Source organism: Pseudomonas sp. EL_65y_Pfl1_R83 (assembly GCF_963970695.1).
In the GTDB taxonomy this organism is placed as follows: domain Bacteria; phylum Pseudomonadota; class Gammaproteobacteria; order Pseudomonadales; family Pseudomonadaceae; genus Aquipseudomonas; species Aquipseudomonas tritici.
The window spans coordinates 60626-85232 of sequence record NZ_CAXAQI010000017.1 but is presented as its reverse complement, the minus strand read 5'-3'; the positions used below and the strand labels follow the sequence as shown (position 1 = coordinate 85232).

The 24607-nt window shown below is 60.1% G+C and carries 23 protein-coding genes and 1 pseudogene; 13 read left to right on the top strand and 11 right to left on the bottom strand.

What is annotated here, in order from left to right; all coding sequences use genetic code 11:
• Window positions 1-2 precede the first annotated feature (2 nt).
• Window positions 3-881, bottom strand: coding sequence for a DMT family transporter (locus AACY08_RS22205; RefSeq protein ID WP_339436765.1), 879 nt, complete (start codon window positions 879-881; stop codon window positions 3-5).
• 199 nt (window positions 882-1080) lie between these two features.
• Between AACY08_RS22205 and AACY08_RS22200 the strand changes: the two genes are divergently transcribed.
• Genes AACY08_RS22200 through AACY08_RS22190 form a run of 3 tightly spaced genes read left to right on the top strand, consistent with a single transcriptional unit; the run spans window position 1081 to window position 3402 of the window.
• Window positions 1081-1494 carry a membrane lipoprotein lipid attachment site-containing protein gene (locus tag AACY08_RS22200; protein ID WP_339436764.1) on the top strand — a complete coding sequence of 138 codons (414 nt, stop codon included), beginning with the start codon at window positions 1081-1083 and terminating at the stop codon, window positions 1492-1494.
• A gap of 45 nt (window positions 1495-1539) precedes the next feature.
• A complete protein-coding gene (gene ypfJ, locus AACY08_RS22195; protein ID WP_339471408.1) occupies window positions 1540-2424 on the top strand; it encodes a KPN_02809 family neutral zinc metallopeptidase in 885 nt (294 codons plus the stop codon).
• Window positions 2425-3402 carry an alpha/beta hydrolase gene (locus AACY08_RS22190; protein ID WP_339471407.1) on the top strand — a complete coding sequence of 326 codons (978 nt, stop codon included), beginning with the start codon at window positions 2425-2427 and terminating at the stop codon, window positions 3400-3402.
• Window positions 3403-3466: 64 nt separating this feature from the next.
• On the opposite strand, the gene AACY08_RS22185 is transcribed toward AACY08_RS22190, so the two are convergent.
• Genes AACY08_RS22185 through AACY08_RS22175 form a run of 3 tightly spaced genes read right to left on the bottom strand, consistent with a single transcriptional unit; the run spans window position 3467 to window position 5531 of the window.
• Window positions 3467-4054, bottom strand: coding sequence for an HAD family hydrolase (locus AACY08_RS22185; protein ID WP_339471406.1), 588 nt, complete (start codon window positions 4052-4054; stop codon window positions 3467-3469).
• Window positions 4051-4920 carry an acyl-CoA thioesterase II gene (tesB, locus tag AACY08_RS22180; RefSeq protein WP_339471405.1) on the bottom strand — a complete coding sequence of 290 codons (870 nt, stop codon included), beginning with the start codon at window positions 4918-4920 and terminating at the stop codon, window positions 4051-4053. The genes AACY08_RS22185 and tesB overlap by 4 nt, the downstream gene beginning before the upstream one ends.
• A gap of 41 nt (window positions 4921-4961) precedes the next feature.
• Window positions 4962-5531: a GNAT family N-acetyltransferase gene (locus AACY08_RS22175; protein WP_339471404.1), complete on the bottom strand. Its 570-nt coding sequence runs from the start codon at window positions 5529-5531 to the stop codon at window positions 4962-4964.
• 75 nt (window positions 5532-5606) lie between these two features.
• Between AACY08_RS22175 and AACY08_RS22170 the strand changes: the two genes are divergently transcribed.
• Window positions 5607-6527, top strand: a complete 921-nt coding sequence (locus tag AACY08_RS22170) for a histone deacetylase family protein (protein ID WP_339471403.1) — start codon at window positions 5607-5609, stop codon at window positions 6525-6527.
• Between the two features lie 170 nt (window positions 6528-6697).
• A complete protein-coding gene (locus tag AACY08_RS22165) occupies window positions 6698-7942 on the top strand; it encodes a TIGR03862 family flavoprotein (RefSeq protein ID WP_339471402.1) in 1245 nt (414 codons plus the stop codon).
• A gap of 62 nt (window positions 7943-8004) precedes the next feature.
• Here the strand turns inward: AACY08_RS22165 and AACY08_RS22160 are convergent, their stop codons facing one another.
• Both AACY08_RS22160 and yedA read right to left on the bottom strand, forming a co-directional pair.
• Window positions 8005-9339, bottom strand: coding sequence for a DEAD/DEAH box helicase (locus AACY08_RS22160; protein WP_339438507.1), 1335 nt, complete (start codon window positions 9337-9339; stop codon window positions 8005-8007).
• A gap of 49 nt (window positions 9340-9388) precedes the next feature.
• Window positions 9389-10285 (bottom strand): drug/metabolite exporter YedA, encoded by an 897-nt coding sequence (yedA, locus tag AACY08_RS22155; RefSeq protein WP_339471401.1) that lies wholly within the window; start codon window positions 10283-10285, stop codon window positions 9389-9391.
• Window positions 10286-10445: 160 nt separating this feature from the next.
• Here yedA and AACY08_RS22150 point away from each other — a divergent pair, with 160 nt between their 5' ends.
• A complete protein-coding gene (locus tag AACY08_RS22150; RefSeq protein ID WP_339416871.1) occupies window positions 10446-10907 on the top strand; it encodes an Lrp/AsnC family transcriptional regulator in 462 nt (153 codons plus the stop codon).
• 225 nt (window positions 10908-11132) lie between these two features.
• Window positions 11133-11284, top strand: a pseudogene (locus AACY08_RS22145) (DUF3077 domain-containing protein); the annotation flags it as partial.
• Window positions 11285-11309: 25 nt separating this feature from the next.
• Here AACY08_RS22145 and AACY08_RS22140 read toward each other — a convergent pair.
• The 3 genes from AACY08_RS22140 to AACY08_RS22130 all read right to left on the bottom strand — a co-directional run bounded on the left by AACY08_RS22140 (window position 11310) and on the right by AACY08_RS22130 (window position 13325).
• Window positions 11310-11921, bottom strand: coding sequence for a 3'-5' exonuclease (locus AACY08_RS22140; protein ID WP_339471400.1), 612 nt, complete (start codon window positions 11919-11921; stop codon window positions 11310-11312).
• Between the two features lie 42 nt (window positions 11922-11963).
• Window positions 11964-12440, bottom strand: a complete 477-nt coding sequence (locus AACY08_RS22135; RefSeq protein ID WP_065873655.1) for a LabA-like NYN domain-containing protein — start codon at window positions 12438-12440, stop codon at window positions 11964-11966.
• A gap of 117 nt (window positions 12441-12557) precedes the next feature.
• On the bottom strand, window positions 12558-13325 hold the full coding sequence (locus AACY08_RS22130; RefSeq protein ID WP_339416879.1) for a DUF2076 domain-containing protein: 768 nt from the start codon (window positions 13323-13325) through the stop codon (window positions 12558-12560).
• Between the two features lie 176 nt (window positions 13326-13501).
• On the opposite strand from AACY08_RS22130, the gene AACY08_RS22125 reads away from it, so the two are divergent.
• Entirely contained in the window at window positions 13502-14161 is a 660-nt protein-coding gene (locus tag AACY08_RS22125) for a YciC family protein (RefSeq protein WP_339416881.1), read from the top strand.
• A 40-nt stretch (window positions 14162-14201) separates the two neighbouring features.
• Entirely contained in the window at window positions 14202-15290 is a 1089-nt protein-coding gene (locus tag AACY08_RS22120) for an endonuclease/exonuclease/phosphatase family protein (RefSeq protein WP_339416883.1), read from the top strand.
• A 3-nt stretch (window positions 15291-15293) separates the two neighbouring features.
• Here AACY08_RS22120 and AACY08_RS22115 read toward each other — a convergent pair whose 3' ends face one another.
• Window positions 15294-16061: a hydroxypyruvate isomerase family protein gene (locus tag AACY08_RS22115; RefSeq protein ID WP_339416884.1), complete on the bottom strand. Its 768-nt coding sequence runs from the start codon at window positions 16059-16061 to the stop codon at window positions 15294-15296.
• Window positions 16062-16250: 189 nt separating this feature from the next.
• On the opposite strand from AACY08_RS22115, the gene AACY08_RS22110 reads away from it, so the two are divergent.
• The 4 genes from AACY08_RS22110 (at window position 16251) to AACY08_RS22095 (ending at window position 21885) form a co-directional block, all read left to right on the top strand.
• Complete coding sequence (locus AACY08_RS22110) at window positions 16251-17153, top strand: GntR family transcriptional regulator (protein ID WP_339471398.1); 903 nt, start codon at window positions 16251-16253, stop codon at window positions 17151-17153.
• A 219-nt stretch (window positions 17154-17372) separates the two neighbouring features.
• The gene (locus tag AACY08_RS22105; RefSeq protein ID WP_339416886.1) at window positions 17373-19829 is read left to right on the top strand and encodes a membrane-bound PQQ-dependent dehydrogenase, glucose/quinate/shikimate family; all 2457 of its coding nucleotides are present in this window, start codon (window positions 17373-17375) and stop codon (window positions 19827-19829) included.
• Window positions 19830-20159: 330 nt separating this feature from the next.
• Window positions 20160-20897, top strand: a complete 738-nt coding sequence (locus tag AACY08_RS22100) for a TSUP family transporter (RefSeq protein WP_005791677.1) — start codon at window positions 20160-20162, stop codon at window positions 20895-20897.
• 31 nt (window positions 20898-20928) lie between these two features.
• On the top strand, window positions 20929-21885 hold the full coding sequence (locus AACY08_RS22095) for a TauD/TfdA family dioxygenase (RefSeq protein WP_339471397.1): 957 nt from the start codon (window positions 20929-20931) through the stop codon (window positions 21883-21885).
• 84 nt (window positions 21886-21969) lie between these two features.
• On the opposite strand, the gene hrpB is transcribed toward AACY08_RS22095, so the two are convergent.
• A complete protein-coding gene (gene hrpB, locus AACY08_RS22090) occupies window positions 21970-24480 on the bottom strand; it encodes an ATP-dependent helicase HrpB (RefSeq protein ID WP_339471396.1) in 2511 nt (836 codons plus the stop codon).
• Window positions 24481-24607 lie beyond the last annotated feature (127 nt).

Here is a 24607-nt window from a genome sequence, read left to right as displayed (position 1 = left end):
AGCTATCTGCGCCGCTGCTGCCAGGCAGCGGCCAGCCCGCTCATGCAGATCACCCCGATGCCGACCACCGTGGTCAAGTCGGGGGTATGGTTGAACACCAGCCAGCCCAACAACCCCGCGAATACGATCTGGCAATAGCCGAACGGCGCCAACAAGGCCGGCGCCGCGAAGCGGAACGCCTGGGTCAGCATCAAGTGCGCGGTCATCCCGCATGTGCCCAGGGCCAGCATCAACACGCCATGCCACAGCGTCGGGACCTGCCAGAAGAACGGCACCATCGCACTCATCACCAAGGTATTGCACAGGCCGGCAAAGAAGTTGCTGGTGGTGGGGGTGTCGACTTTACTCAGGATGCGCGTCAGCAGTTGGTAGAAGCAGAAGAACATCGCCGAACACAGCGGCAACAATACGGCCGGGGTAAACAGCTCGCCGCCGGGGTGGATGATGATCAGCACGCCGACAAACCCGCAGATGACCGCCAGCCACTGGCCGCGCGTCACGTGCTCGCCGAGCAGCGGCACCGAGAGCGCCGTCACCAGGATCGGCGCGAGGAAGTTCACCGCCGTGGCTTCCGCCAGCGGGATGTAATGTAGCGCCGCAGTAAAAAACAGGCTCGTGCCCAACAGGCACAGCGCCCGCACCACCTGCATCCCCGGTCGCTTGCTGCGCAATACGCGCAGGCCTGATTGCGGCAGGAAGATGCCGGCCATCAACAAGGTATGCACCAGGTAACGCGCCCACACCACCATCACGACGGGGTAGAACCCCGCCAGGTATTTGGACAAGGCGTCATGGCTGGAAAACAGAAACGTCGCCAGCACAATCAGCAGGATGCCTTTGAAAGGGTGGTTGACGCCGGATAGAGGAGTACTGACGGTCATTGAGTTCTCTTGCGTGGCGGGCTGAACACTGTGCACTGAATGAAATAGCGCTCAACCCGGTAATCTAGCAGCCGGGCCGGAGTCTGCCCCAAGAGCATAACCAAACACCGTGCGAACAGCGCACTAAATCACGGGATTCGAGTCCAACGCTGCACGTTGACTGCCGTGTTGCACACTTTTTAACCAAGGCCCTGCCGCTATGAAAAAAACCCTCTTTGTTCTGTCTGCCCTTGCCCTGCTCACCGCTTGCAATCAAGAAGCCAAGGAAGCCCCCAAACCTGCCCCGGCTTCGGTGCAGGCCACCCTGGTGCCAGAGACCCCGCCCACCGACAAATGGGTCGGCAAGTGGATCGGCGTCGAAGGCCTCAACCTGACCATCGCCAAGGACGACAGCATTGGCCGTGGTCATTACATCCTCACCATGCAATACGGCCTCGACGCCGACGACTCAGGCACCTTCAAGGGTGAAGCCACCGAAGACGGCATCGCCTTCACCCGCCCCGACGGTCCACAGCTATTGCGGGCTGGCGACGGTGCCGCCACCGGGCTGAAATGGCTGGCGGATAAAAAGGACTGCCTGATTGTCGATACCGGCGAAGGCTATTGCCGCTAATAACGACCATAATCAAACACTGTCATCACCCAGAGGATTGCCCACATGCTATGGAAAAAAGGCCGACGCAGCGACAACGTGGTGGATGCACGCAGTGACGGCGGCGGTGGCGGCGGCATGCGCTTTGGTGGCGGCAAAGGCCTGAGCCTGACGGCGATTGTGCTGATCGTCGGCATCGGCTGGCTGACCGGCCAGGACCCGATGCAGATCCTCGGCCAGTTGACCGGCCAGATGGAACAGGCACCGTCGGTGAGTACACAGCCGCGCCAGGCGCCGCCGGCCAACGATGAGCAAGCCGATTTTGTGCGGGCCGTACTGGGCGATACCGAAGACACTTGGGGCCAGGTGTTCCAGGAAAACGGGTTGGCCTACAAGAATCCGAAACTGATCCTGTTCCGTGGCCGGGTGAATTCGGCCTGCGGTGGCGCCACCTCGGCCAGCGGCCCGTTTTATTGCCCGGCTGACCAGCAGGTGTACCTGGACCTGGGGTTTTTCCGGGAAATGTCGCAACGCTTCCAGGCCGCCGGCGACTTTGCCCAGGCGTATGTGATCGCCCACGAAGTCGGGCACCACGTGCAGACGTTGCTCGGCATCTCGTCGAAAATCCAGGCCGCGCGCCAACAGGGTCGGCAAATGGAGGGCGATGGAGGTCTGCTGGTCCGTCAGGAACTGCAAGCCGACTGCTTCGCCGGGGTGTGGGCCAACCGTGCGCAAAAGCGCTTGAACTGGCTGGAGCCCGGCGACATTGAAGAAGCGCTGAATGCGGCCAACGCGATTGGCGACGACCGCTTGCAGCAACAGGGTCAGGGCCGTGTCGTACCGGACTCGTTTACACACGGCACCTCGGCACAGCGGGTACGCTGGTTCAAGACTGGCTTCGCCCAGGGCCAAATCAATCAATGCGATACGTTTACGGCCAAGAGTCTCTAGATGAATAAACGATTGGGATTGCTGCTGGGTTTGATGCTGACCTGCTCTACCACCTTGGCCGCCGAACATGGCGTCAAAGTCGTGAGTCCCGATCGTTTTCACCTGGATGCCGGTGACCTCAGCCTCGGCGTAAGCCAGGACTGGCGCCAGCCCCTGCCCCAAGTCACCCGTGCATTGATCATCGTGCATGGTCGCCTGCGTAATGCGCAAACTTACCTGCAAAGCGGTGAAGACGCCGCCGAGCACGCAGGCCAAGCTGCCAAGACGCTGGTGATAGCGCCGCAGTTTCTGAATGAGTTCGACGTGAAGCGCAACCACCTGGACAACCAGGTACTGCGCTGGAAGGGCAATGACTGGATGGCCGGCGAGCCCTCGAGCGGCCCAGGTCAGATCAGCTCCTACGGCGCCCTCGAACAGATCATCAAGCACCTGGGCAATCGCACGCTGTTCCCGGCCCTCAAAGAAATTGTGGTGGCTGGCCACTCAGGCGGCGGTCAAGTGGTCCAGCGTTTCGCCGTCACCGGGCACGAACACCCTACCCTCCTGACCGAAGGCATTCGCGTGCGCTATGTGGTGGCCAATCCGTCTTCCTACGCCTACTTCAGCCCGCAGCGCCCGCTGAAGTTCGACGCGGCCAACTGCCCAGGCTTCAACGACTGGAAATATGGCATGCAACACCTGCCGGCCTACGCCAAGGGCCAGAGTGCCGAACAGCTTGAGCGGGTTTATGTGTCACGCAACGTTACCTACCTACTGGGCCAGCAGGACATCGACCCAAACCACCCGGCACTGGATAAAAGCTGTGAGGCCGAAACCCAGGGCGCGTATCGCCTGATTCGCGGGCAAAACTATTTTGACTACCTCCAGCAGCGGCATCCGCAGTTGGGCCACAGGTGGGTGGAAGTGCCTGGAGTGGGGCATAACGGGGATGGGATGTTTACGTCGCCGGAGGGGCAGAAGGTACTGTTCACAAATTAACAGACAAAACCGGATCAACATGTGGGGGCTTGCTCGCCCCCACATTTGATTTTCGGTGTCCGGTTTAGATCATCCGACGCAGCGCCACGCAATCCTCGGCATGCCAATCCGCCAACTCCGGCCACGGGTTCTCGGGCAGGTTAACCAACACCGTCCGCGCACCTGCCGCTCGGCCACAATCCAGGTCGAAGCGGTAATCGCCGACCATCACCATCTCGCTCGGCGCGACATCCCAAGCGGCTGCCAGTTTCAGCAAACCACCCGGGGCCGGCTTCGGTGGCGCATCATCACGCCCCAGCACATCCTCGAGGGCAAAACAGTCCGCCAGGCCAATCGCCTCCAGCGTAACGTGGGCCAATTCCCGCGCATTGCGGGTCAGGATGCCCAGGCGATAACCACGCCCGGCCAGCTCGCGCACCAACTCAACCGCGCCTTCTGCGGCGACCGAACCCAGCGCCAACTCGCGCTCATGCTCCAGCAGCCAGGCATGCTTGGCCGCCGCCTCATCCGCGGGCAACGCCGCCAGATGGGTGAGAATATCGTCCTCGGGCGGGATTTCCAGGGCCACGCGAATGGCCGCAAAGTCATGCACGGCCACCGTCAGCGTGCCATCCATGTCGAACACCCAGTGCTTAACGTCCGTCAGGCTCATGCCCAGTCCTTGCGATGGCGAATCAAGCCTTCCTGGGTCACCGAGGCCACCAGTTGCCCGGCGCGGTTGTACACACTGCCCCGGGAGAACCCACGGGAATTGCCGGCCCACGGGCTGTCCATGGCGTACAGCAACCAGTCATCGGCACGCAGGTCAGCGTGAAACCACAGCGCATGGTCGAGGCTGGCGACCTGCATATCTTTCTGCCACACGGTCTTGCCATGGGGCAGCAACGAGGTGGTCAACAGGCCGAAGTCAGAGGCGTAGGCCAGCAGGTACTTATGCAGCGCCGGCGCGTCGGCCAAAGCGCCGTCGGCACGAAACCACACGTACTTGACCGGGTCGGATGGCTGCGGGTTGAACGGGTCTTTTTCGGTGACCGGGCGCACTTCGATCGGCTTGGGGCACAGCAACTTTTCGCGCATATGTTCGGGTATCAAGTGCGCACGCTGTTTGGTCAGCTCAAGCTCGGACGGCAAGTTTTCCGGTCCGACCACCACGGGCATGGTGGTCTGATGGTCGAAGCCTTGTTCGTCGTACTGGAACGAGGCACTGCAGGTAAAGATCGGGTGGCCCTTCTGGATCGCCGTCACACGACGTGTGCTGAAACTGCCGCCGTCGCGTACGCGGTCCACTGAATACACCACCGGCAACGCCGCATCACCAGGACGCAGGAAGTAACCATGCAGGGAATGCACGTGCCGCGCTTCTTCTACAGTCTGGCTGGCGGCCGACAGCGATTGGCCGAGCACCTGGCCGCCGAACAGTTGGCGAAAACCCAGGTCCTGGCTGCGGCCGCGAAAGAGGTTTTCCTCGATCGGCTCCAGGGTCAGCAAGTCCACCAGATCTTCCAATACTTGGCTCATAGAGCAACTCCTACAACAATCGAGAGGGCATTCCGGGCTGCTTATCCGTGCAGCGTGTCCAACCATTGGGCGCGGGTGATGCGATACAAAACATGATGGCGCAGCGGGTCATCGGCTGCGACCTTGGGGTGTTCAAAATCTGCCTGGGGATCGTAATGCATACCGATGGCCTGCATGACTTTTTGTGACGGCAGATTGGATTCCGTGGTGAAGGCGACGATTTCGTCCAGTTGCAAGCGGTCGAAACCGCAGCGCAGCGCGGTCCACGCCGCCTCGCTGGCGTAACCCAGGCCCCAGTGTTCGTGAGCCAGGCGCCAGCCGATTTCCACCGCTGGGGTAAAATCCGCTTCGAAGCTGACATTCAGCAACCCGGTAAGGCCGATGAAGTCACCGGTGTCCTTGCGCTGCAATGCCCACAGGCCAAAGCCGTATTCGGCGAAATGACCACGAACCCGGCCGATCAACGCAGCGCTTTCCAGATGGCTCAGCTTGGCCGGGAAATAGCGCATCACCTGCGGGTCGGCGCACATGCGCGCAAACGCCAGCAGGTCGCTGTCGCGCCATTGGCGCAGCACCAGCCGTGCGCTTTCCAATTCGAGTATCGGCTCCATGGGTCCCCTCCCTTGCCATGTGCGTGAGTGTACAGCGCTGGTAAGATCCGTCGCAGGTTCCCGTCAGAAAATCCTATGCCTTTGCCGTTGATCTACCACGATGACTACAGCCCCGAGTTCCCGGCGGAGCATCGCTTCCCCATGGACAAATTCCGCCTGTTGCGCGACCACTTGGTGTCAACGGGACTGACCGAGGACAGCCAACTGCTGCGCCCACAACTGTGCCCACCGCAGATTCTGGCCCTGGCCCACGACGCTGGGTATATCGAGCGCTATATGAGCGGCGAGTTGTCCCGCGAAGACCAACGGCGCCTCGGTCTGCCTTGGAGCGAAGCGCTGGCGCGACGCACTGTGCGTGCAGTCGGCGGCTCCATTCTCGCGGCGGAACAGGCGCTGGACCATGGCCTGGCCTGCCACCTGGCCGGCGGCACCCATCACGCCCATTACGATTATCCGGCCGGCTTTTGCATCTTCAATGACCTGGCGGTGATCAGCCACTACCTGCTGGCGAGCTGCCGCGTCAACCGCGTACTGATCTTCGACTGCGACGTGCATCAGGGTGATGGCACCGCGCGCATTCTCCACGACACGCCGGACGCCATCACTGTGTCGCTGCACTGCGAAAAGAACTTCCCGGCGCGCAAGGCCCAGAGCGACTGGGACATCCCACTGCCGATGGGCATGGGCGATGCCGATTACCTCAAGGTGGTGGACGACGCGCTCAACTACCTGCTGCCGCTCTACCAGCCCGACCTGGTGCTGTACGACGCCGGCGTCGATGTGCATAAAGACGACGCCCTCGGTTACCTCAAGCTGACAGACGAAGGCGTCGCCGCCCGCGACGAAAGCGTCATGCGCCACTGCCTGGGGCGCGACATCCCGGTGATGGGCGTGATCGGCGGCGGCTACAGCAAGGACCGCCCGGCCCTCGCCCGCCGCCACGGCATCCTGCACCACAGTGCGCAACGGGTCTGGACGTCATCAGGTTGTCATTGAACCGTGGGCGTTACCCACAATGCCTGTGGAACCACCTGTGGATAACTTGAGCGTAAGCACCTGAAAGCCAGAAGCAGTCTGGCCTGTAGGAAGTTGTACATTTTTTGATCAGGCAGTTGCGCCGTCCTCGGGTAGAATGCTCGTCCTATTCAGCGACCGTAGCCCAGCCCATGCCTCAGACCCCTGCTCTTCACGTTGCCATTATCGGCGGCGGCCCCACCGGGCTGATGGCTGCTGAAGTCTTGAGCCAGGCAGGCGTGCGCGTGGACCTGTACGACGGGATGCCCTCGGTGGGGCGCAAGTTCCTGCTGGCGGGGGTGGGCGGCATGAACATCACCCATTCCGAGGCGTACCCGGCGTTCCTGTCACGTTACGCCGAGCGCGCGCCGCATATGGCGCCCTTGTTGCGTGGGTTTGGTGCCGAAGCGTTGTGCGAATGGATTCATGGCTTGGGCATCGAAACCTTTGTCGGCACCTCTGGCCGCGTATTTCCTACCGACATGAAAGCTGCCCCCCTGCTGCGTGCGTGGCTCAAGCGCCTGCGCGATCAAGGCGTGGTTATCCACACTCGCCATCGCTGGACCGGCTGGAATGCCCAGGGTGATTTACTTATCCACAGCCCGGATGGCGAAAAAACTGTCCACAGCGAGGCAGTGTTGCTGGCCCTCGGCGGCGGCAGCTGGTCGCGCCTGGGTTCTGACGGTGCCTGGCTCAAGCTGCTGGAAGACAAAGGCGTGCCCTACATCCCATTGCAACCCAGCAATTGTGGCTTCGAGGTGTCGGCCTGGAGCGAATTGATGGTCAGTAAATTCGCCGGTGCGCCGTTGAAAAACGTCGCCATCGGCTTGGGGGATGACAAGCCTCGGTTAGGGGAATGTGTGGTCACTGCCACCGGTATTGAGGGCAGTTTGATCTACGCACTGTCGGCGCCGATTCGCGAAGCGATCAACCGCGACGGTTCGGCCACGGTGCACATCGACCTGTTGCCGAGCAAGCCGCTGGATAAGGTCCTGGCTGCCTTGGCCAAGCCACGTGGCTCGCGCTCGATGAGCAAGCACTTGCACAGTCAGTTGGGGTTGGATGGGGTGAAAGCGGCGCTGTTGCGTGAGTTGGCACCGGCAGAGCACTTCAACGATCCGGCGCAATTGGCGGTGGATATCAAGGCGTTGCCGTTGACGCTGGTGAAGACGCGACCGATGGATGAGGCGATCAGCACTGCGGGCGGCTTGCCGTTTGAGGCGTTGGATGAGCGCTTGATGCTCAAGCAATTGCCGGGGGTGTTTTGTGCGGGGGAGATGCTGGATTGGGAAGCGCCGACGGGGGGCTACCTACTGACGGGATGCTTTGCCAGCGGATGGGCGGCTGGGCGTGGGATGTTGGAATGGCTTAAAGGCAGTTGCAAGCTGCAAGCCTAGAGCTGCAAGCAAGAGCAGCGTCGTGCCCACTTGCAGCTTTTGGCTCGCAGCTCATAGCGGCTCTATTTCTTCTTACGCGGCCCAGTATTAAACACAGGCACCTTGCGCACCGGCTTGATCGAAGGCTCCACCGGCGCTGCATCCCCGCTGTCCACCCACTTGCCCAGGTTGCGCTTACCGCCACCACCCGACGTTTTAGGCTTCTTCGGTTTTTTCGGCTTCTTCACCACTTGCCCGCTGGCATCGGTGTCCGGCACGCGGTGCTCCGGTTCGAAATCCTGCTCCATATGCCGGCTCAGCGTCTGACGCGTCAGCATCTCAATGGCCGACAGCATGTTCACTTCATCGGCGCACACCAGGGAAATCGCTTCACCGGTATTGCCCGCGCGACCGGTGCGGCCGATGCGGTGGATGTAGTCCTCAGCCACGATTGGCAGATCAAAGTTGACCACCAGCGGCAGGTCTTCGATGTCCAGGCCACGGGCCGCCACATCGGTAGCCACCAGGATCTGCACATCACTCGATTTAAAACGGTCCAGCGCACGTTGGCGAGTGGCTTGCGGCTTGTCGCCATGGATACCATCGGCATTGATACCCAGGCCTTGCAACTTATCCACCAGCGCATCCACGCCGTTACGGGTCTTGGCGAACACCAGCACCTGCTTCCAACGGCCTTTGCGCATCAGGTGCACAAACAGCTCTGCCTTACGCTTCTTGTCCACCGGCACCACCCATTGCTTCACAGTGTTGGCGGCGACGTTGCGCGGGCTGACTTCGATGGTCAGCGGGTCGTTGAGCATCTGCCCGGCGAGCTGGCGGATCTCATCGGAAAAGGTGGCGGAGAACAGCAGGGTCTGGCGCTTTTTCGGCAGCATGCGATAAATGTTGGCAAGCTCTTCGGAGAAGCCCAGGTCGAGCATGCGGTCGGCTTCGTCCAGTACCAGGGTTTGCAGCTGGTTGAGTTTCAGCGCGTTCTGGCGGAACAGGTCGATCAAGCGGCCAGGCGTGGCGACCAGGATGTCGACGCCTTTGCGCAGCTTCATCATCTGCGGGTTGATGCTCACGCCGCCGTACACGGCGTAAGTGGTCAGCGGCAGGTTTTGCGCGTACTCGGCAACGCTGGCGTGAACCTGTTCGGCGAGCTCGCGGGTTGGGCACAGGATCAGCGCACGCGCCGAGTTGGCAGCGACTTTCGGCCCCTCCATGGTCAGCAGCTGCAGCAGCGGCACGGCGAAACCGGCGGTCTTGCCGGTGCCGGTCTGGGCCGCGGCCATCAGGTCGCGACCGGCCAGCACCGCCGGAATGGCTTGCGCCTGCACCGGCGTCGGGGTCTGGTAGCCAAGCGTCTCAAGGGCGCGCAGCAAGGGTTCGATCAGGCCAAGTGTGGCGAAAGTCATGTGTTTACCGTAGGAAAAATTCAGCGCACTGCGCGTAATGCGCGGCAGTTTACCTTATTTCCGGCTTGGGCTTGCGCCACTGGGGCAGGCTGATCAATAGCACCGCGCTGATAATCACCAGCATCGCAAGGGCTTCTTCCATGCCGATGGTCTCGCCCACGAATACGATCCCCAACAACACCGCCACCGCCGGGTTGACGTAGGCATAGCTGGTAGCCGCCGCCGGGCGTACATGCTTGAGCAGGTACATATAAGCGTTAAAGGCGATGATCGAACCGAACACAGCCAAATAGGCCAGGGCCAGCCAACCTTCCAGCGGTGGCATAGCCTGCAGGCGCTCACCGGTCAACACGCTGCCGATCAACAACGTGACGCCGGCCACCAACATTTCTGCGGCACTGGCCATGGCGCCTTGAGGCAGCGGCAAGCGCCGGCTCCACACCGAACCAAATGCCCACGAAGCGGCAGCAAATAACAGCAAGGCAGCGCCCGTTGGGCTCGATTGCAAGGTGCTGCCCATGTTGAGCATGGCGATGCCGATAATCCCCAAGACCACCCCGGCCCATTCCAGACGGGTATTACGCGCGCCCCAGAAATAGCCACAGAGCAAGGTGAACAACGGCACGGTCGCCACGGCCAGTGCGGCAACACCGGACGACACACCCGAGTGCTCGGCCAACGTCACCGAGCCGTTGCCGAAAGTCAGCAGCAAAATGCCGATTTTGGCGGCGGCCTTCCACTGCTCCCAGGTCGGCGCCGGCGCCCCGCGCCAGCGTAAATAGCCATACATCGCCGCGCCCGCCAGCAAAAAGCGAATCCCACCGAGCATCAACGGCGGCCAGTACTCCACGCCAATCCGGATCACCAGGTAGGTAGACCCCCAGATCACATACAACGCAAAAAAGGCGGCGATCAACGGTAAGGGAAAGCGACGTGGGCCAGGCATTGGTCAGCTCTATGGCAGGTGTAGGGAGGCTTATTCTAAAAAAGCAGGTCGATAAACATAAGTTACAAAACCTGTTTAAACCGCCCATACACTTTTCAAAGCATGGTTATCAGCGCTATAAGCCATGTTTTCGAAAGCCACGCGTTACCGGAGCCTTATCATGGACAAATACGACCGCCTGCTCCTCAGCGCCCTGCTCGAAGACGGCCGCGCCTCCTACGCGCAACTCGCCCGCAAGGTAAACCTCTCCGCCCCCGCCGTCGCTGAGCGAGTGGCCAAGCTCGAGGCCAGCGGCGTGATCACCGGTTATCAGGCCAAGGTGGACCTGTCCAAAGTCGGCTTGCCGATTCAATGCGTGATGGAGTTGCGGCTGACTAACCATGGCAGCCAAAAGACCTACGACGCCCTGGCGCAAATCCCTGAGCTGACCGAGTGCCATCGGGTGACGGGTGATCCATGTGTGATCATGCAAGCGGCAGTGGGCAGCATGCCCGAGCTGGAAAACCTGATTAATCGGGTAGCGAAGTTCGGGTTCAGCAAGACCTCGATCATTTTGTCGAGCGCGATAGAGCGGCGGGTGCCGTTGGGGCAGTTGGAGGGGATCGGGAAGAGTGGTGGCTGACCCACCGCCATCGCGGGCAAGCCTGCGATAGGCATAGGTCTCCCCTTGGCTACGCACTATCAAATTGAAATTGTTTAGATACCTGTGCAGCGATAGGGTCAGTGACAGCGCTGAACGATCAAATCGATAATCTGCCTGATCGTGGTGATGTGATTCCAATCTGCCAATGAGGCTAGCCAGGTTTGTCGTCTTGCTGGAACCCACGTGAACCCAAGTACCAACGGCTATTACCAGAAAGCGTCCGCCTCGGATGCGCCCCATTTCATACTGAATGACAACCTGAGCTTCGAAGAGCCCTCGCCCATGCGGCGGATTTGCTGCATTGCGCGGTGGAGACGGTGCAGGATTCGGGTGATGTACTGAGCGCGCAGCAGCGGGGGTGTTTTTGGGATTGTGGCTGGATCAGAACCCGCGATGTTTCTTCAGGTGCTCATTGATCTTCGCCGCCGGCACTTTCTGCAAGGTGCACAGCAGTTCGTGGGACAGTTCGCGCAGGCCGTGGGTACCGCGCAGTTGCTGGGCCAGGTGCGCGGTGAGGTTAGCGGCCATCTCGGCATCCGCCATCGCCCGGTGAGCCTTGCCGGTGTGGGGCAGTTGGGCAAAGGCGTTGAGCGTGCCAAGTTTGTGGTTGGGCGCGGTGGGCATCAAGCGGCGAGCCAGCAGCAGGGAGCAGGCAAATTTCTGCAGACGGGTGCGGCGGATCAGGCCCAGCTCGTAATCCCAGAATTTTTGGTCGAACGCGGCGTTGTGCGCCATCAACGGCGTGGTGCCGACGAATTCGTTGACCTCGTTCATCACACGCTCCGCCGGCGGTGCGCTGCGCAGCATGGCGTTGCTGATGCCGGTGAGTTGCTCGATGAAACCGGGGACGCGCACGCCTGCGTTCATCAGGCTCTGGTAGCGCTCCACGATCTGGCCGCGTTCGAGGATAACCACGGCGATTTCCGTAGCGCGGCAGTGGCTGCTCGGGGTGATGCCAGTGGTTTCAAAGTCGATGACCGCTATACGTTCCAAACCTGTTCCAACTCCGTCTAACAATTTATTAAGCCGCAGCGCTTATTTGAGCAACAACGCGCCTTCGATGGGTACGTAGCGACTGGCAGCGCGTATCAGTGAGTTGGCCGTCAGCCCCGGCACGCCGTAAGCCACGGCTTCAACGCCGTGCTTGTGGATGATGCGGTCGAGCAGCATGTCGAAATCACCGTCGCCGGAGGCCAGCACGATTTCGTCGACGTGGTCGGCGGCGTCCATGATGTCGAGGGTGATGCCCACGTCCCAGTCGCCTTTGGCCGAGCCATCACTGCGCTGGATGTACGGCTTGAGTTTTACCGTAAAGCCGAGGTTGCGCAGGATCTGCTGGAATTGCTGCTGCTTGCTGTCGCCGCGGTCGATGGCGTACGCGTAGGCCTCGACAATCTGCCCCCGCGAGCTGATGTCAGCCCACAGGGCGGCATAGTTGAAGTGGCAACCATAGGCCTGGCGGACGGTGTAGTAGAGGTTTTGCACATCGGCGAACACTGCAATTTTCTTCACCGCACTTCCTCATGACAGCCAGGCGCCAGCGCCCGGAAAGGCTGCCAGTATGCCAGCCGCGAGAACGTTTCCGGGAAAAATCAGACCGGGGCGACGAAGCACCCCGATCACGGTGTGTCAGACGAAGGAATCGTCGTCGCCGAAGGAAGAGGAATCGTCGGCGTAATCGCTGTCGGCAAAGCTGTCCGAGGCGTTGTCGTTGCCCCAGCTGTCATTGCCGGCAAACTTCTGGTCATCGTTGCCCCAGTTGCCGTTGTCACTGGCAGGCGCGGGCTCTTCGCGGATGATTTCCTCGACGACTTGCGGCTGTTGTGAGTTGTGGTTGAACAGGCTGCTGATGCCCTCTGCCAACATCACACCACCGGCCACACCGGCAGCAGTTTTCAACGCACCACCGAGGAAACCACTGCCAATTGGAGCGGCTGGCGCTTGCTGAGGCTGTTGATAATTCGGCTGCGGGGCGCCGTAGTTTTGCTGCGGCGCAGGCTGGCCAAAGGAAGGCCGCGCCGGTTCACGCCAACCGCCGCTGGAAGAGGCTGGCGCGCTCTGTGCCGGTTGCGAATCACGTGAACCGCCTCCGCCAAAGATGCTCGACAAGAAACCACCGCCACCCGAAGCGGCGGGTGGCGCGGATTTGGCCCGTTGCAGCTCATCCTGCAATTGCTGGATCTGCTGCGCCTGTTGTTTGTTCTGCGCGTCGAGAGTCTTGAGCGCGTGTTCCTGCACCAGGATCGACTGGGTCATGAAGTACCCGGCCGCCGGTTGGCGAGTCATGTGCTCCTTGATCCGCGCTTCGGCCTGGGCGTCGCGGGGGGCTGAGTCCGTTTCGGCTTGCTGCAACCGTGAAAACAGTCCATCGATCAGGGTTTGCTCTTCGCTGTTCATGGCGACCTCGTTAGATTGCCGGTAGAAATCGTGGTCTCGCCTTTAATCAGGCGCCGTCTTAGTTATGGGGGTGTTACGAGTTGTTTCAATGGTCTTTACTCAAGGTTTACGTTTGCGTACCGCCAGCCTTGATCGGTTAAAGTGTTGCCCTTGCTTTCAGGCCTGCGATGAACTTGATGAATCCGTTAGACGTATTGCGCGACTCCTTGCGTTTCACCCGACACAACCTGGGCGCCATCGTCCAGTTATGCTTGCCGCTGGTGATTCTCGAAGCCCTGCTGCAACAGGTGCTCAACCACATGGTCGGCCCGGACGCGTTCCCCGGTTACAGCGTGGTGGTGGGGTTGCTGGTGTACCCGCTGTACACCGGCGCGTTGATTCTGTTCCTGGATGCCCGCACCCGTGGCGAGTCGCCGCGCACCCAGGATGTATGGGCCATGGCCCTGACCCTGTGGCCGCGTTTCGCCCTGCTGACGGCCATGAGCACGCTGCTGATTCTGTTGGGGCTGTCGCTGTATTTCCTGCCGGGCCTGTGGCTGATGGTGGTGCTGGCGTTCGCCGAGTACTTGCTGGTGCTGCGCGGCATGCCGGCGCTGGAGGCCATGAAGGAAAGCTTCCGCCTGACCCGTGGGCATTTCTGGCGAATCCTGGTGTGCCTGCTGTGCGTGATGACACCGTTGTGGCTGCTCAAGGGCGCCAGCGTGGCAGCCTATCCAGAACCGGCGCCATTGCTGGGCCTATTGATAGACAGCGCCCACAGCTTCCTGCAACTGTTTACCAGCGTGGTGCTGTTCCGTTTATTCATGTTGATCGGTGGCGATGCCGACGCGCGGTGATATGCTCCTTGCCACTCCTGAAACGCTATAAGCCGAGCCGATGACCCGTTTATTGCGCATAACCTTGCTGGGCCTGTTGATCATCGCAGGCCTGCTCACCGCACTGATCTACAGCCTGACCTGGCGCCCCGAGGCCAAGGAAACCCTGCCGGTGAGCTGCGTCGCGCCGCGTGCACCAACGCTGCTGCCAGGGCAGGCGCTCAAGGTCATGACCTGGAACGTACAATACCTGGCCGGCAAGAATTACGTGTTCTGGTACGACACCGCCGATGGCAGCGGCCCCGATGATCGCCCCACGGTTGAAGACATGGCCGCCAGCCTCGACGAAGTGGCGCGGGTGATTCGCGACGAAAAACCCGACATCCTGCTGCTGCAGGAACTCGACGAAAACGCCAAGCCTTCCCACTACCAGGACCAGCTCGCCCTTTTGCAGGAACGCCTGGTCGACCTCTACCCTTGCAGTGCCCAGACGTTCGACTGGAAAGCCGACTTTGTGCCAAACCTGCATATCTTCGGCAGCGTCGGCCGCAAATTGGCGACCCTTAGCCGCTACCAGATCGAACACGCCGAACGCCTGCAATTGCCGGCGCCCGAGGCCAATATCCTCAGCCGTCAGTTCCGACCCAAACCGGCCTTGCTGCTGACCTACCTGCCGCTCAGCGACGGCGGCCAACTGGCAGTGATCAACACGCGCCTGGACGGCGCTGCCCCCGGACGCAGCGCGGTGCAGGAGCAAGTCAAAACCACGGTCAAACTGCTGGACAGACTCGAAGGCCGTGGCACGCCCTGGCTGATCGGCGGGGATTTCAACCTGCTGCCCCTGGGTCAATTCCTGCGTTTGGACGCCGGTAAGCGCGGGCAATATTCGCCGGACAGCGAGCTGCATATGCTGTGGGACAAATACCCGATGATCCCCAGCAACAGCCAATCCAGTGGCATCGACCGTGAGAAATGGCTGACGCACTTCCCCAACGACCCAAGCCTTGATGGCCCGGATCGCACCCTGGATTACCTGTTCTACAGCTCGCGGATCAAACGCGTGGAAGCGAAGGTGCGCCAAGACGATACTTTGCGTATTTCCAACCACCTGCCGGTGATCGCCCGCTTCCTGCTGCCTGCCGCGCAATAACCCCTAGGGTTTCAACACCTGGGCCCGCAGCGGCTTAAGCCACTCAAGGCTTTCAACCGTGGTGCCGGATGGGCGGTACTCACAGCCGATCCATCCTCGGTAGCCACGCTGCTCCAGCGCCGCGAACAAGGCGGCAAAGTCCATGGTCCCGGTGCCCGGCTCATGACGACCCGGGTTGTCGGCGATTTGTACATGGACGGTCCTGTCGTAAAACTGCGCCAGCACCCCGGCTGCGTCGCCGGTCAAAAGCTGGGCATGGTAAAGATCCAGAATCAGCCCGACACTCGTAAAGGTTTCCAGCACCTGTTGCGCCTTGCTGAAGTCAGACATGTAATAGCCGGGCATCGCCTGCGGGCAGATCACTTCAATAAGCGCGCGCAAACCCTGATCTTCGAGGTACTTGACCGCGTATTCCAGGTTACTGACGTAGGCAGGCGCGCTCTCATCCTGGGGCGTGGTCACGCCAGACATGATGTGCACATCCGAGCAGTTCAGCGCCTTCGCATAGCGGGCCGCCTCGCGCAGCCCATCGCGAAATTCCTGCTCCTTGCCCTGCAAGGCAGCGATGCCTTTGGTAACACCTGCCGGCGCTGCGAACTGAATCAACGGCAGGTTGTATTGAGCCAGGTGATCGGCGAGCAGGCTGGCGTCAAATTCATAGGGCGATGGGAACTCCACCGCCCTGAAACCGGCAGCGGCGGCGGCTTCGATGCGTTGCAGAAAAGGCAATTCGTTGAACTGGAAACCGAGGTGAGCATTGAATTTGAGCATGGGTAACTATCCATCCTGGGAATAAACAAATCATCAGCCTGGAGCCTCATTCGCGGCTCCAGCGCCACGCTATTGAAAGTGGTCAGTGCAAATACTCATGCTCTTCGTATGGTATTTTCCCACTCCAGTGCGGTGGGGGCATCTGCCCCGACGGGAACGGACTGAAGCTAACCATTCGGAATAAAACCTGTGATCAAGACAGACCTCGCCCTGCAGTTGGCCCCACGCGTCATCGACATGGTTCGCGCCCGTTCGATGAAAGCCGGTGAGCCCTTGCGCGAGCAGACATTTGCGCAAGCGCTCGGGGTGTCGCGCTCGCCGATCCGGCGGGTTTTTGCCTTGCTCGCCGAGTGGGACCTTGCCATTCAAGAGCCCAATCGTGGCTATTTCCTCAAACAAGGTGCCGGGCAGATTCAGGAAGCCGCAGTCCCTTGCGCCAGCGATCCGTTCGAGGACTTTTACCTTCGCGTGGTCGACGACATTCTGAGCGGAGAAATACCTGCGCACTTTTTCGAAGCGCAGTTGTTGCGACGCTATGAGGTGCCCCGGGGGCAGTTGCTCAAGGTGCTGAACCGGTTGGCCGGCGAAGCCATGGTGGAGCGTAAGCCAGGCCAAGGGTGGGGCCTCAAGGACTTCGTGCATAACACGCAGGCGCATATTCATAGCTACCGTTTCCGGATGGCCATCGAACCGGCGGCGCTCCTTGAGCCCGGTTATCAGGTCAATCACGCCGCGTTTGCCCAGGCCAGGCAACAGCAACAGGCCTTGATCGACGGCGAGATCCAGACCTTGTCCCGCGCGCAACTGTTCCAGCTGGGGGCCCAGTTTCACGAAATGATCGTGCAGTGCTCCGGCAATGTTTTTTTCATCGACGCCATACGCCACCAGAATCAGCTCAGGCGCTTTATGGGCTACAAGGCCAACATTGATCGCACGCGTCTTAAGGCGCAATGCCAGGAACACATCCATTTGCTCGACCTCATCGAGTCTGATCGGCGTGAAGAAGCCGCACAGTTTCTCTGGCGCCACCTGGATCAAGTCGGCCGACTCAAGACTGATCAACGCGCAGTGCCAGAAGAAAGCCAAATCTAGAACGCGTCACTGGCTCCCCGTCAGTGCCGGAGCTTCGCCATCACCGCGCCCAATAACGGGCCAAGCAGCCTAGCACAATTGTTTCTGATCAAAACAGAATACAAAAAAATCACCAAACAGTTAATTTTTTCACTACATATTGTATTTCGTTACAACAATAGGCAATCATGCGCGCCGCTCGGACTCGGATCCGTATCGAATCGCACACGGATGATGGCCATGAACGAAAGGACGTTGGGTAGTGCAGCGGGAGTCTCAAACCTCCTGTTCGGGGTGTACAACACAGTGGTTGCCCTGCTTGGCGTGATGCTGGCCTATAAAGGCGGCGTGCTGATGGCCGCGGGCGGGTCACCCTATTACGCGATGATGGGCACCGCGCTGTTGTTATCGGCCATCCTCTTGGGCCTGAAAAAGTCCTTGGGCCTCTACCTTTATGGCGCAGCCTCTGTGGCCACCTATGCCTGGGCGGTGTGGGAGTCTGGTTACGATGGCTGGGCCTATATTCCACGCCTGGCCTGGCTGGCGGTTCTCAGCGTGCCGTTCCTGGCGTTCTGGCCCGTAGTACGGCGTGATTTTGCCAACGTCAGAAAAAGTCATTACTTCACCATTATGGGTGTGCTGCCGCTGGTGATGGGGGCTACCATCCTGGTGCCGCTGTTCTACCCGAAAAGCGTTCACCTTGCCGACTCGGCGCACGCCACCACACGCCCCGCCGCCGCCTTCAGCCGCAGTACCGTCGCCTCTCCAGACGGCAATATTGCCGCGTCACACACCGAGACCAACTGGACCGCCTATGCAGGCTCCAACCTGGGCAACCACTATTCAGCCGCGTCGCAGATCACGCCTTCAAATGTGTCGGGCCTGGTCAAAGCCTGGGAATACCACCACGGCGACGTGAAGCAACCCGGTGAGAAAACCAAGTACTTGAACGAAGCCACGCCGATCAAGGTGGGTAACTCGCTCTACACCTGCACCCCCAAGCAAATCATCATTTCCCTGGATGCCACCACTGGAAAGGAGAACTGGCGATTCGACTCCAAAGTCGACCCGGACTACTTCGCCAATGGCGGCGCCTATTGCCGTGGTGTCTCTTATTTCGAAGTCCCCAATGCCAGTGGCTTGTGCGCCTCGCGCATCATTTGGGGCACCAATGATATTCGCCTCGGCGCGGTAGACGCCCTGACCGGCCAGGCGTGTCCCGACTTCGGCAACGCAGGCTTTGCGGATTTGAAAGACGGGCTGGGCACTTTCAGAAAAGGTTCGACGGGTATCACGTCTGCTCCTCTGGTCATTCGCGGGGTGGTGATCACCGGTGGCCGAGTACTCGACTCGGATGTGCGCCCTGCCCCCTCGGGCGTGGTGCGCGCCTACGATGCAGTGACCGGCAAACAGAAGTGGGCCTGGGATTTGGGCCGGCCAGACACCAACGCCCCCGCGGGTAACAACGAGACCTACACCCTCAGCACCCCCAACTCGTGGGCACCGCTGTCGGCCGACGATGAACTGGGCCTGGTGTATGTCACCACCGGCAACGCAGCGGGCGACTTCTATGGCGGCACCCGCACAGCACAAGAAGACAAGTTCAGTTCGTCACTGGTCGCACTGGACGCCACCACCGGTAAGGTCCGCTGGCACTTCCAGACAGTCCACCATGATCTATGGGACTACGACCTGAGCCCGCAACCCAGCCTGATTGATTTTCCGACGGCTGCCGGGCCACGCCCGGCCGTGATCCAGGCGACCAAATCCGGCCAGTTGTTCGTGCTTGACCGCGCCACCGGCGAACCACTGGTGGATGTCGTGCAAGCTCCTGTCCCACAGGGCACCGCCCCGGGAGACTACACCGCAGCCACCCAGCCACTGTCCCCTGGTATGCCGAGCACCATGGGGCGCCCATCGAAAACACCGGAAGTACTGACCGAAGCCAATGCCTGGGGCCTGACGCCTTTCGATCAGATGCAATGTCGCCTCGAATTTCGCCAGGCACGCTACGAAGGGATCTTCACCCCGCCGGTCGTGGGCCAGCAAAGCCTGATCTTCCCCGGCCATCATGGCGGCTTGAACTGGGGCGGTGTGATGGTCGACCTTAAGCGAGGGCTGCTGATCATCAATAACCAGCGCCTTCCTTATATGCAGGGGCTGGTGCCGCGCGAACAACTCGACGCCATCAATGCCAAGTCGTTCCAGGAGTCGCCGGGCAACGCCCAGGGCTTCCGCGTCCAGGCCGGGCTACCTTACGGCGCGATTAAAGACCCGTGGATGTCATCCCTTGACCAGCCATGCATTGCGCCACCCTGGGGCTTTATCTCCGGTATCGACCTGCGCACTCGCGATGTCGTGTGGAGCCGCCCGTTCGGCACAGGCTATGACAGTGGACCTTGGGGGATCGCCTCCAAGATGCGCTTCGAAATCGGTACGCCAAGTGATGCAACGGGCGTGACAACCGCTGGCGGTGTGACGTTCATCGGCGCCGCTATTGACCGGTTCATGCGGGCTTACAACAGCGAAAGCGGTGAGCTGCTCTGGGAAGAACGCCTCCCGGCAGGCAATCAGGCTTCGCCCTTGACCTACATGAGCCAGGGTCGACAGTACGTGGTGGCGGTGGTTGGCGGTCATGACCGAATCCCAACCAAGTTAGGTGACAGCATCATCGCCTGGGCCCTGCCTGAGCAGTAAATCGAGTGCTGTAAGAGAGGCTCGCCATGAGCGTATCGGTGGGTAAAACATATACATGTTCTACCTCCCTCAGTCATGGCGTAGTTTCTGGCACGTATCGCATCACTTCAGAGTGATGACAGGCTAATGACTTATCGCAGGAAGTTTATAAGTAGCGGCCATCATTGCTGCCCTTTATTCACGTAGCAATACCCACTTCTACGCCAGATTCAAAGCGCCTGACTCTCTCAGCGCGCTCGCAGGCGATTGCGCCCGGTTTACTCACCCGGTGAGAAGCCTGCGCATCGATATATATGCTTTACGTTTTATAAAATTGGATAGGAATTAACAATGCTCGAACTTTCTGATGGTTTGTATCTATTGGTGGGCGTCAGTTTTATTACGTCATTCATGACGGCTGCCATTGGCGTGGGCGGCGGGATTGGACTGCTTGCGGTTATGCCTCAATTTATCCCCATCTCTGCGGTTGTACCGGTTCACGGCTTGATTCAAATGGTCAGCAACGCCAGTCGATTCGCGTTTGACTTTAAAAGTGCGAAAGTGGAAATCCTGCCTAAATACGTTATCGGCTGCCTGGTCGGCGCGTTCATCGGTTACTTCTTCATCGGCAAATTTCCCGAGCAATATTTATCACTGATTCTCGGCTTCTTCATCCTGGCCATCACCTGGACCAAGATCGTCGCACGCCTGGGTTTTATATTTAAAAACTTTGCCCTGGTGGGCTTTTTTCAAACCTTCCTTTCACTGTTCGTGGCCGTAACCGGTTTGATATCGCAGCCCATCCTGATGAAGATGAATATTAATAAAAACGAAGTAATTGTCACCCACGCCATGCAAATGAGCGTACTGCACGGGCTCAAGGTCGCCGCCTTTGTTATTGCAGGTTTTGCGTTCATGGATTACGCCAACCTGATCATCATCATGATTACCGCCTCTACATTGGGTTCGTACTTGGGCGGCTTTCTCAGAGACCGTATATCGCAGCGTGTCGGCGCAATGCTGTTAAAGGCAGGGGTGACGTTTTTTGGTTTGAAGATGATCTTCGATCATTTTTTCAACGGCCTGTAAAAAGTTCTTCCAATAAAACAAGGAGCGTGAAATGAGCACACGTAAGTTTGATTTTTTTGAAACCAAAGAAATCTCGACGTTTCTGAAAGAGCATGGATATTGCGTTATCAAGCCTCAAGACCACTCTCTGGAAGCCTTTAGAGAGACCGCCGGCAAGTTCGGGCTGATTCAGTTTCATACCAAGTCCGATGAACACGGTGTGGTGGGCGGTGGCGAGCCGATCAACAAGGACTGGCAACGCTTCAAGGATGATTATCATGGCGAACTGTCGAGCGATTTTTTCCCGCATACCGATGGGTCATTCTTGAATGGCATCGCCTACGTAGAGGGCACTGCGAAAAAAATCACGCCACGCAAATTCGTCATTCTCCAGTGCGTTTCAAAGCCTGAATTTGGCGGCGACAACTTCCTGGTGGATGGGCAGAAAATCTACAATGACCTGCTTGCCCATCACGCTGACACATTAAAAATATTGATGACCAGCGGCAGTGTCACTTACTGCCGCGACGATTTGCTGTCCATCGATTGCGCAGTCTTTGAAAAAATCGATGACGAAACGTTAAGAATTCGCTACCGGTATGACAGCACTGCGTTTATTCCCGAATGGGCCAGCGCGGCGTTTAAATACATCCAGACCCACTACTCCACCAACGAGCGTTACATTACCCCCATCAGCCTTGAGCCAGGGGACATTCTGGTGATGGATAACCTGCGTGTCCTGCATGCCCGGCATAAATTCATCGATGGCAACCAGCAGAGAAAAGTAAGAAGGCTGTGGATCGCTGATGACGCGAGCACCACATTCAAGAACATCCTGGATCAATCCCCGGTACGCAGGGCCATGCTGCCCTTTCAGAACTACAATGTTGCCCAGTCTGAAACCGCCGGGCATTCGTTCATCGAGTACACCTGTGGCATCCACACCCAAACGAGCAAATCGTTGCCAAACGCGCATAAGCAATTTGACAGTGCGCTTGAAGTGCTTTAAGCCCTTCAAGACAACCACCTTGCTCTGATTCAACGCTTTCAGGTAACCCCCCAGTCATCAAAACGACTGGGGAGTTACTTACATTCAAGGCTTTCTGGGTTTGATCCGGGCCGTAGCTTCGGCCACCAACGGATCATCCGGCCAGTAATGTTTCGGATACCGCCCCTTCAAATCCTTCTTCACTTCGGCGTAGGTACTGCGCCAGAAGTTCGCCAGGTCTTGCGTCACCTGCACCGGCCGCCGCGCCGGGGACAGCAGGTGCAACTTCACGGCCAGGCGCCCGCCAGCGATACGCGGGGTGTCTGCCAGCCCGAACAATTCCTGCAAGCGCACTGCCAGAATCGGCGGCTGTTCGCTGTAGTCCAGGCGTACCGATGACCCCGACGGCACTTTCACATGCTGCGGCGCCAGCTCTTCCAGGCGTTGGGGCAATGGCCAGGGCAACAGGTTGTGCAGGTAGCTGGAAATATCCAGGTTGGCGAAGTGGCTGAGGCGCGAGACCTTGCCCAGGTAAGGCATCAACCAGTGTTCGAGGCTGGCGAGCAGGGCCTTGTCGCTGATGTCGGGCCACTCGCTGGTGTTGCCGGCGTCGAGTTGGCGCAACAGCATCACACGGGCTTGCCACTGACGCAGTTCCGGAGTCCAGGGCAGCAGTTCCAGGCCTTTGCGGCGCACCAGGTTGACCAGCGCCTGGCTGCGGGCAGATTCGTCGAGGCCGGTCAGGGGTTCGCGGCTGAGCACCAGTTCGCCGACTTTGCGCTGGCGTTCGGCGCGCAGGACGCCTTCGCGTTCGTCCCAGTCCAGTTGGTCGACATTGCGCACTTGCTCGGACAACACCGTGTCGAACAACGCCGGATCAAAATCCGCTGCCAGGTAGATGCGTTCTTCACGCTGGCCCTGGCGGCTGCCCAGGTCGGCGATCACCAGCCAGGGCTGTTTCATCAGGCTGTCGGCCTCGGCGAACAACGCGGCACGGCCATTGGCCAGACGGTATTCGGCGCCACCGGGACGGCGTTGCTGGGCGACGCGGTCCGGGTAGGCCAGGGCGAGCAAGGCGCCGAGCCAGCGTGGGTGATCGGGGTCAGCCACCGGTTGCGTGGCCTTGCCTCTCAGGTAGCCGCGATATTGACGGGCCAGTTGCTTGGCGCGCTGCACGCCGCCTTGCGTGCCACGCGCACGTTCTTCGCCGGACAACAGCGCCAGGCGGCTGTGCAAATCCGCGCCGCCACCGCGCAAGATGTCGCGCTCACCCAGCAAGGCGGCGACATCACACGCCGTCGCCGCAAGCCCCAAGTCCTGCCCGCGCAAGAGTAAATGGGCGATACGCGGATGAGCAGGTAACTCGGCCATCTTCTGGCCGTGCGCGGTGAGTGTGTCTTCATTCATGGCGCCCAGGCGCATCAGCAAGTCCTGCGCCTGGGCATACGCAGCGGTCGGCGGTACATCCAGCCACACCAGCTGTGTAGGCGTGACTCCCCAGCGTGCCAACTGCAAGGCCAAACCCGCCAGGTCGGCGGCGAGGATTTCCGCGCTGGCGTAAGCAGCCAGGCCTTCATGCTGGTCCTCGGACCACAAGCGATAACACACGCCCGGCTCCAACCGCCCTGCCCGGCCAGCCCGTTGCGTGGCGCTGGCGCGGGAGATGCGCTGGGTGTCGAGGCGGGTCATGCCGCTGCCCGGGTCGAAGCGCGGCACGCGGGCCAAGCCGGCGTCGATCACCACGCGCACGCCATTGATGGTCAGGCTGGTCTCGGCGATGTTGGTGGCCAGCACGACTTTGCGTTTGCCGGCGGGCGCGGGATCGATAGCAGCGCGCTGAGCGTTCAAATCGAGTTCGCCATGCAGTGGGCACAGCAGCACATCGGTACGATCACCCAGGGCGTCGGCCAGTTGTTGATTGACCCGCCGAATCTCCGCCTGCCCCGGCAAGAACACCTGCACGCTGCCGGTTTCGTCATGCAGGGCTTCAAGGATGGTCTGCACCAGGCGCGGCTCGATAAATTCGCCCGTCTGATACGGCCGCCCCCAACGCATCTGCACCGGGAACATGCGCCCTTCACTGCGCAGGATCGGCGCGTTCTCCAGCAGGCTGGCGAGGCGCTCGCCTTCGAGGGTGGCGGACATCAGCAGGATTTTCAGCGGTTGCTCATCACGAAACAGGTCGCGGCCGTTCAGGCTCAGGGCCAGCGCGAGGTCGGCGTCGAGGCTGCGTTCGTGGAATTCGTCGAAAATCAGCAGGCCCACGCCGTCCAGCGCCGGGTCGTCCTGCAGGCGGCGGGTGAGGATGCCTTCGGTGACCACTTCGATGCGCGTGTTGGGGCCGACTTTGCTGTCCAGCCGAATGCGATAACCGACGGTTTCACCGACTTTTTCACCCAGCTCGCTGGCCAAGCGCTCGGCAGCGGCGCGGGCGGCAAGGCGGCGCGGTTCGAGCATTAGGATGGTTTGCCCGGCTAGCCATGGCTCATTCAACAGGGCCAAGGGCACGCGGGTGGTTTTACCGGCGCCGGGCGGCGCTTCCAGCACGGCTTCATGGCGATTCGCCAAGGCGTCACGCAGGGCGGGTAAAACATCATCAATCGGCAACGAATTCATACTGGCTCCAAAGCAGAGCGGCGAGTATAACGGCGAACTGCCGGTTGCCGACGCTGGTCTGAAAAACACCACCGGCTGCGCCTGGCAACGCGCTCAACGGCGGGAGCTGGCTTGCCTGCTCGCACAT

Bases quoted from the DNA above. Each gene is read 5' to 3' on its own strand.
- AACY08_RS22190 (WP_339471407.1), top strand. From the start codon at position 2,425: ATGAATAAACGATTGGGATTGCTGCTGGGTTTGATGCTGACCTGCTCT.
- AACY08_RS22105 (WP_339416886.1), top strand. From the start codon at position 17,373: ATGAACGAAAGGACGTTGGGTAGTGCAGCGGGAGTCTCAAACCTCCTG.
- AACY08_RS22160 (WP_339438507.1), bottom strand. From the start codon at position 9,339: ATGACTTTCGCCACACTTGGCCTGATCGAACCCTTGCTGCGCGCCCTT.
- AACY08_RS22165 (WP_339471402.1), top strand. From the start codon at position 6,698: ATGCCTCAGACCCCTGCTCTTCACGTTGCCATTATCGGCGGCGGCCCC.
- AACY08_RS22100 (WP_005791677.1), top strand. From the start codon at position 20,160: ATGCTCGAACTTTCTGATGGTTTGTATCTATTGGTGGGCGTCAGTTTT.
- yedA (WP_339471401.1), bottom strand. From the start codon at position 10,285: ATGCCTGGCCCACGTCGCTTTCCCTTACCGTTGATCGCCGCCTTTTTT.
- ypfJ (WP_339471408.1), top strand. From the start codon at position 1,540: ATGCTATGGAAAAAAGGCCGACGCAGCGACAACGTGGTGGATGCACGC.
- AACY08_RS22170 (WP_339471403.1), top strand. From the start codon at position 5,607: ATGCCTTTGCCGTTGATCTACCACGATGACTACAGCCCCGAGTTCCCG.
- AACY08_RS22175 (WP_339471404.1), bottom strand. From the start codon at position 5,531: ATGGAGCCGATACTCGAATTGGAAAGCGCACGGCTGGTGCTGCGCCAA.
- AACY08_RS22125 (WP_339416881.1), top strand. From the start codon at position 13,502: ATGAATCCGTTAGACGTATTGCGCGACTCCTTGCGTTTCACCCGACAC.
- AACY08_RS22200 (WP_339436764.1), top strand. From the start codon at position 1,081: ATGAAAAAAACCCTCTTTGTTCTGTCTGCCCTTGCCCTGCTCACCGCT.
- AACY08_RS22205 (WP_339436765.1), bottom strand. From the start codon at position 881: ATGACCGTCAGTACTCCTCTATCCGGCGTCAACCACCCTTTCAAAGGC.
- tesB (WP_339471405.1), bottom strand. From the start codon at position 4,920: ATGAGCCAAGTATTGGAAGATCTGGTGGACTTGCTGACCCTGGAGCCG.
- AACY08_RS22150 (WP_339416871.1), top strand. From the start codon at position 10,446: ATGGACAAATACGACCGCCTGCTCCTCAGCGCCCTGCTCGAAGACGGC.
- AACY08_RS22095 (WP_339471397.1), top strand. From the start codon at position 20,929: ATGAGCACACGTAAGTTTGATTTTTTTGAAACCAAAGAAATCTCGACG.
- AACY08_RS22185 (WP_339471406.1), bottom strand. From the start codon at position 4,054: ATGAGCCTGACGGACGTTAAGCACTGGGTGTTCGACATGGATGGCACG.
- AACY08_RS22120 (WP_339416883.1), top strand. From the start codon at position 14,202: ATGACCCGTTTATTGCGCATAACCTTGCTGGGCCTGTTGATCATCGCA.
- hrpB (WP_339471396.1), bottom strand. From the start codon at position 24,480: ATGAATTCGTTGCCGATTGATGATGTTTTACCCGCCCTGCGTGACGCC.
- AACY08_RS22130 (WP_339416879.1), bottom strand. From the start codon at position 13,325: ATGAACAGCGAAGAGCAAACCCTGATCGATGGACTGTTTTCACGGTTG.
- AACY08_RS22115 (WP_339416884.1), bottom strand. From the start codon at position 16,061: ATGCTCAAATTCAATGCTCACCTCGGTTTCCAGTTCAACGAATTGCCT.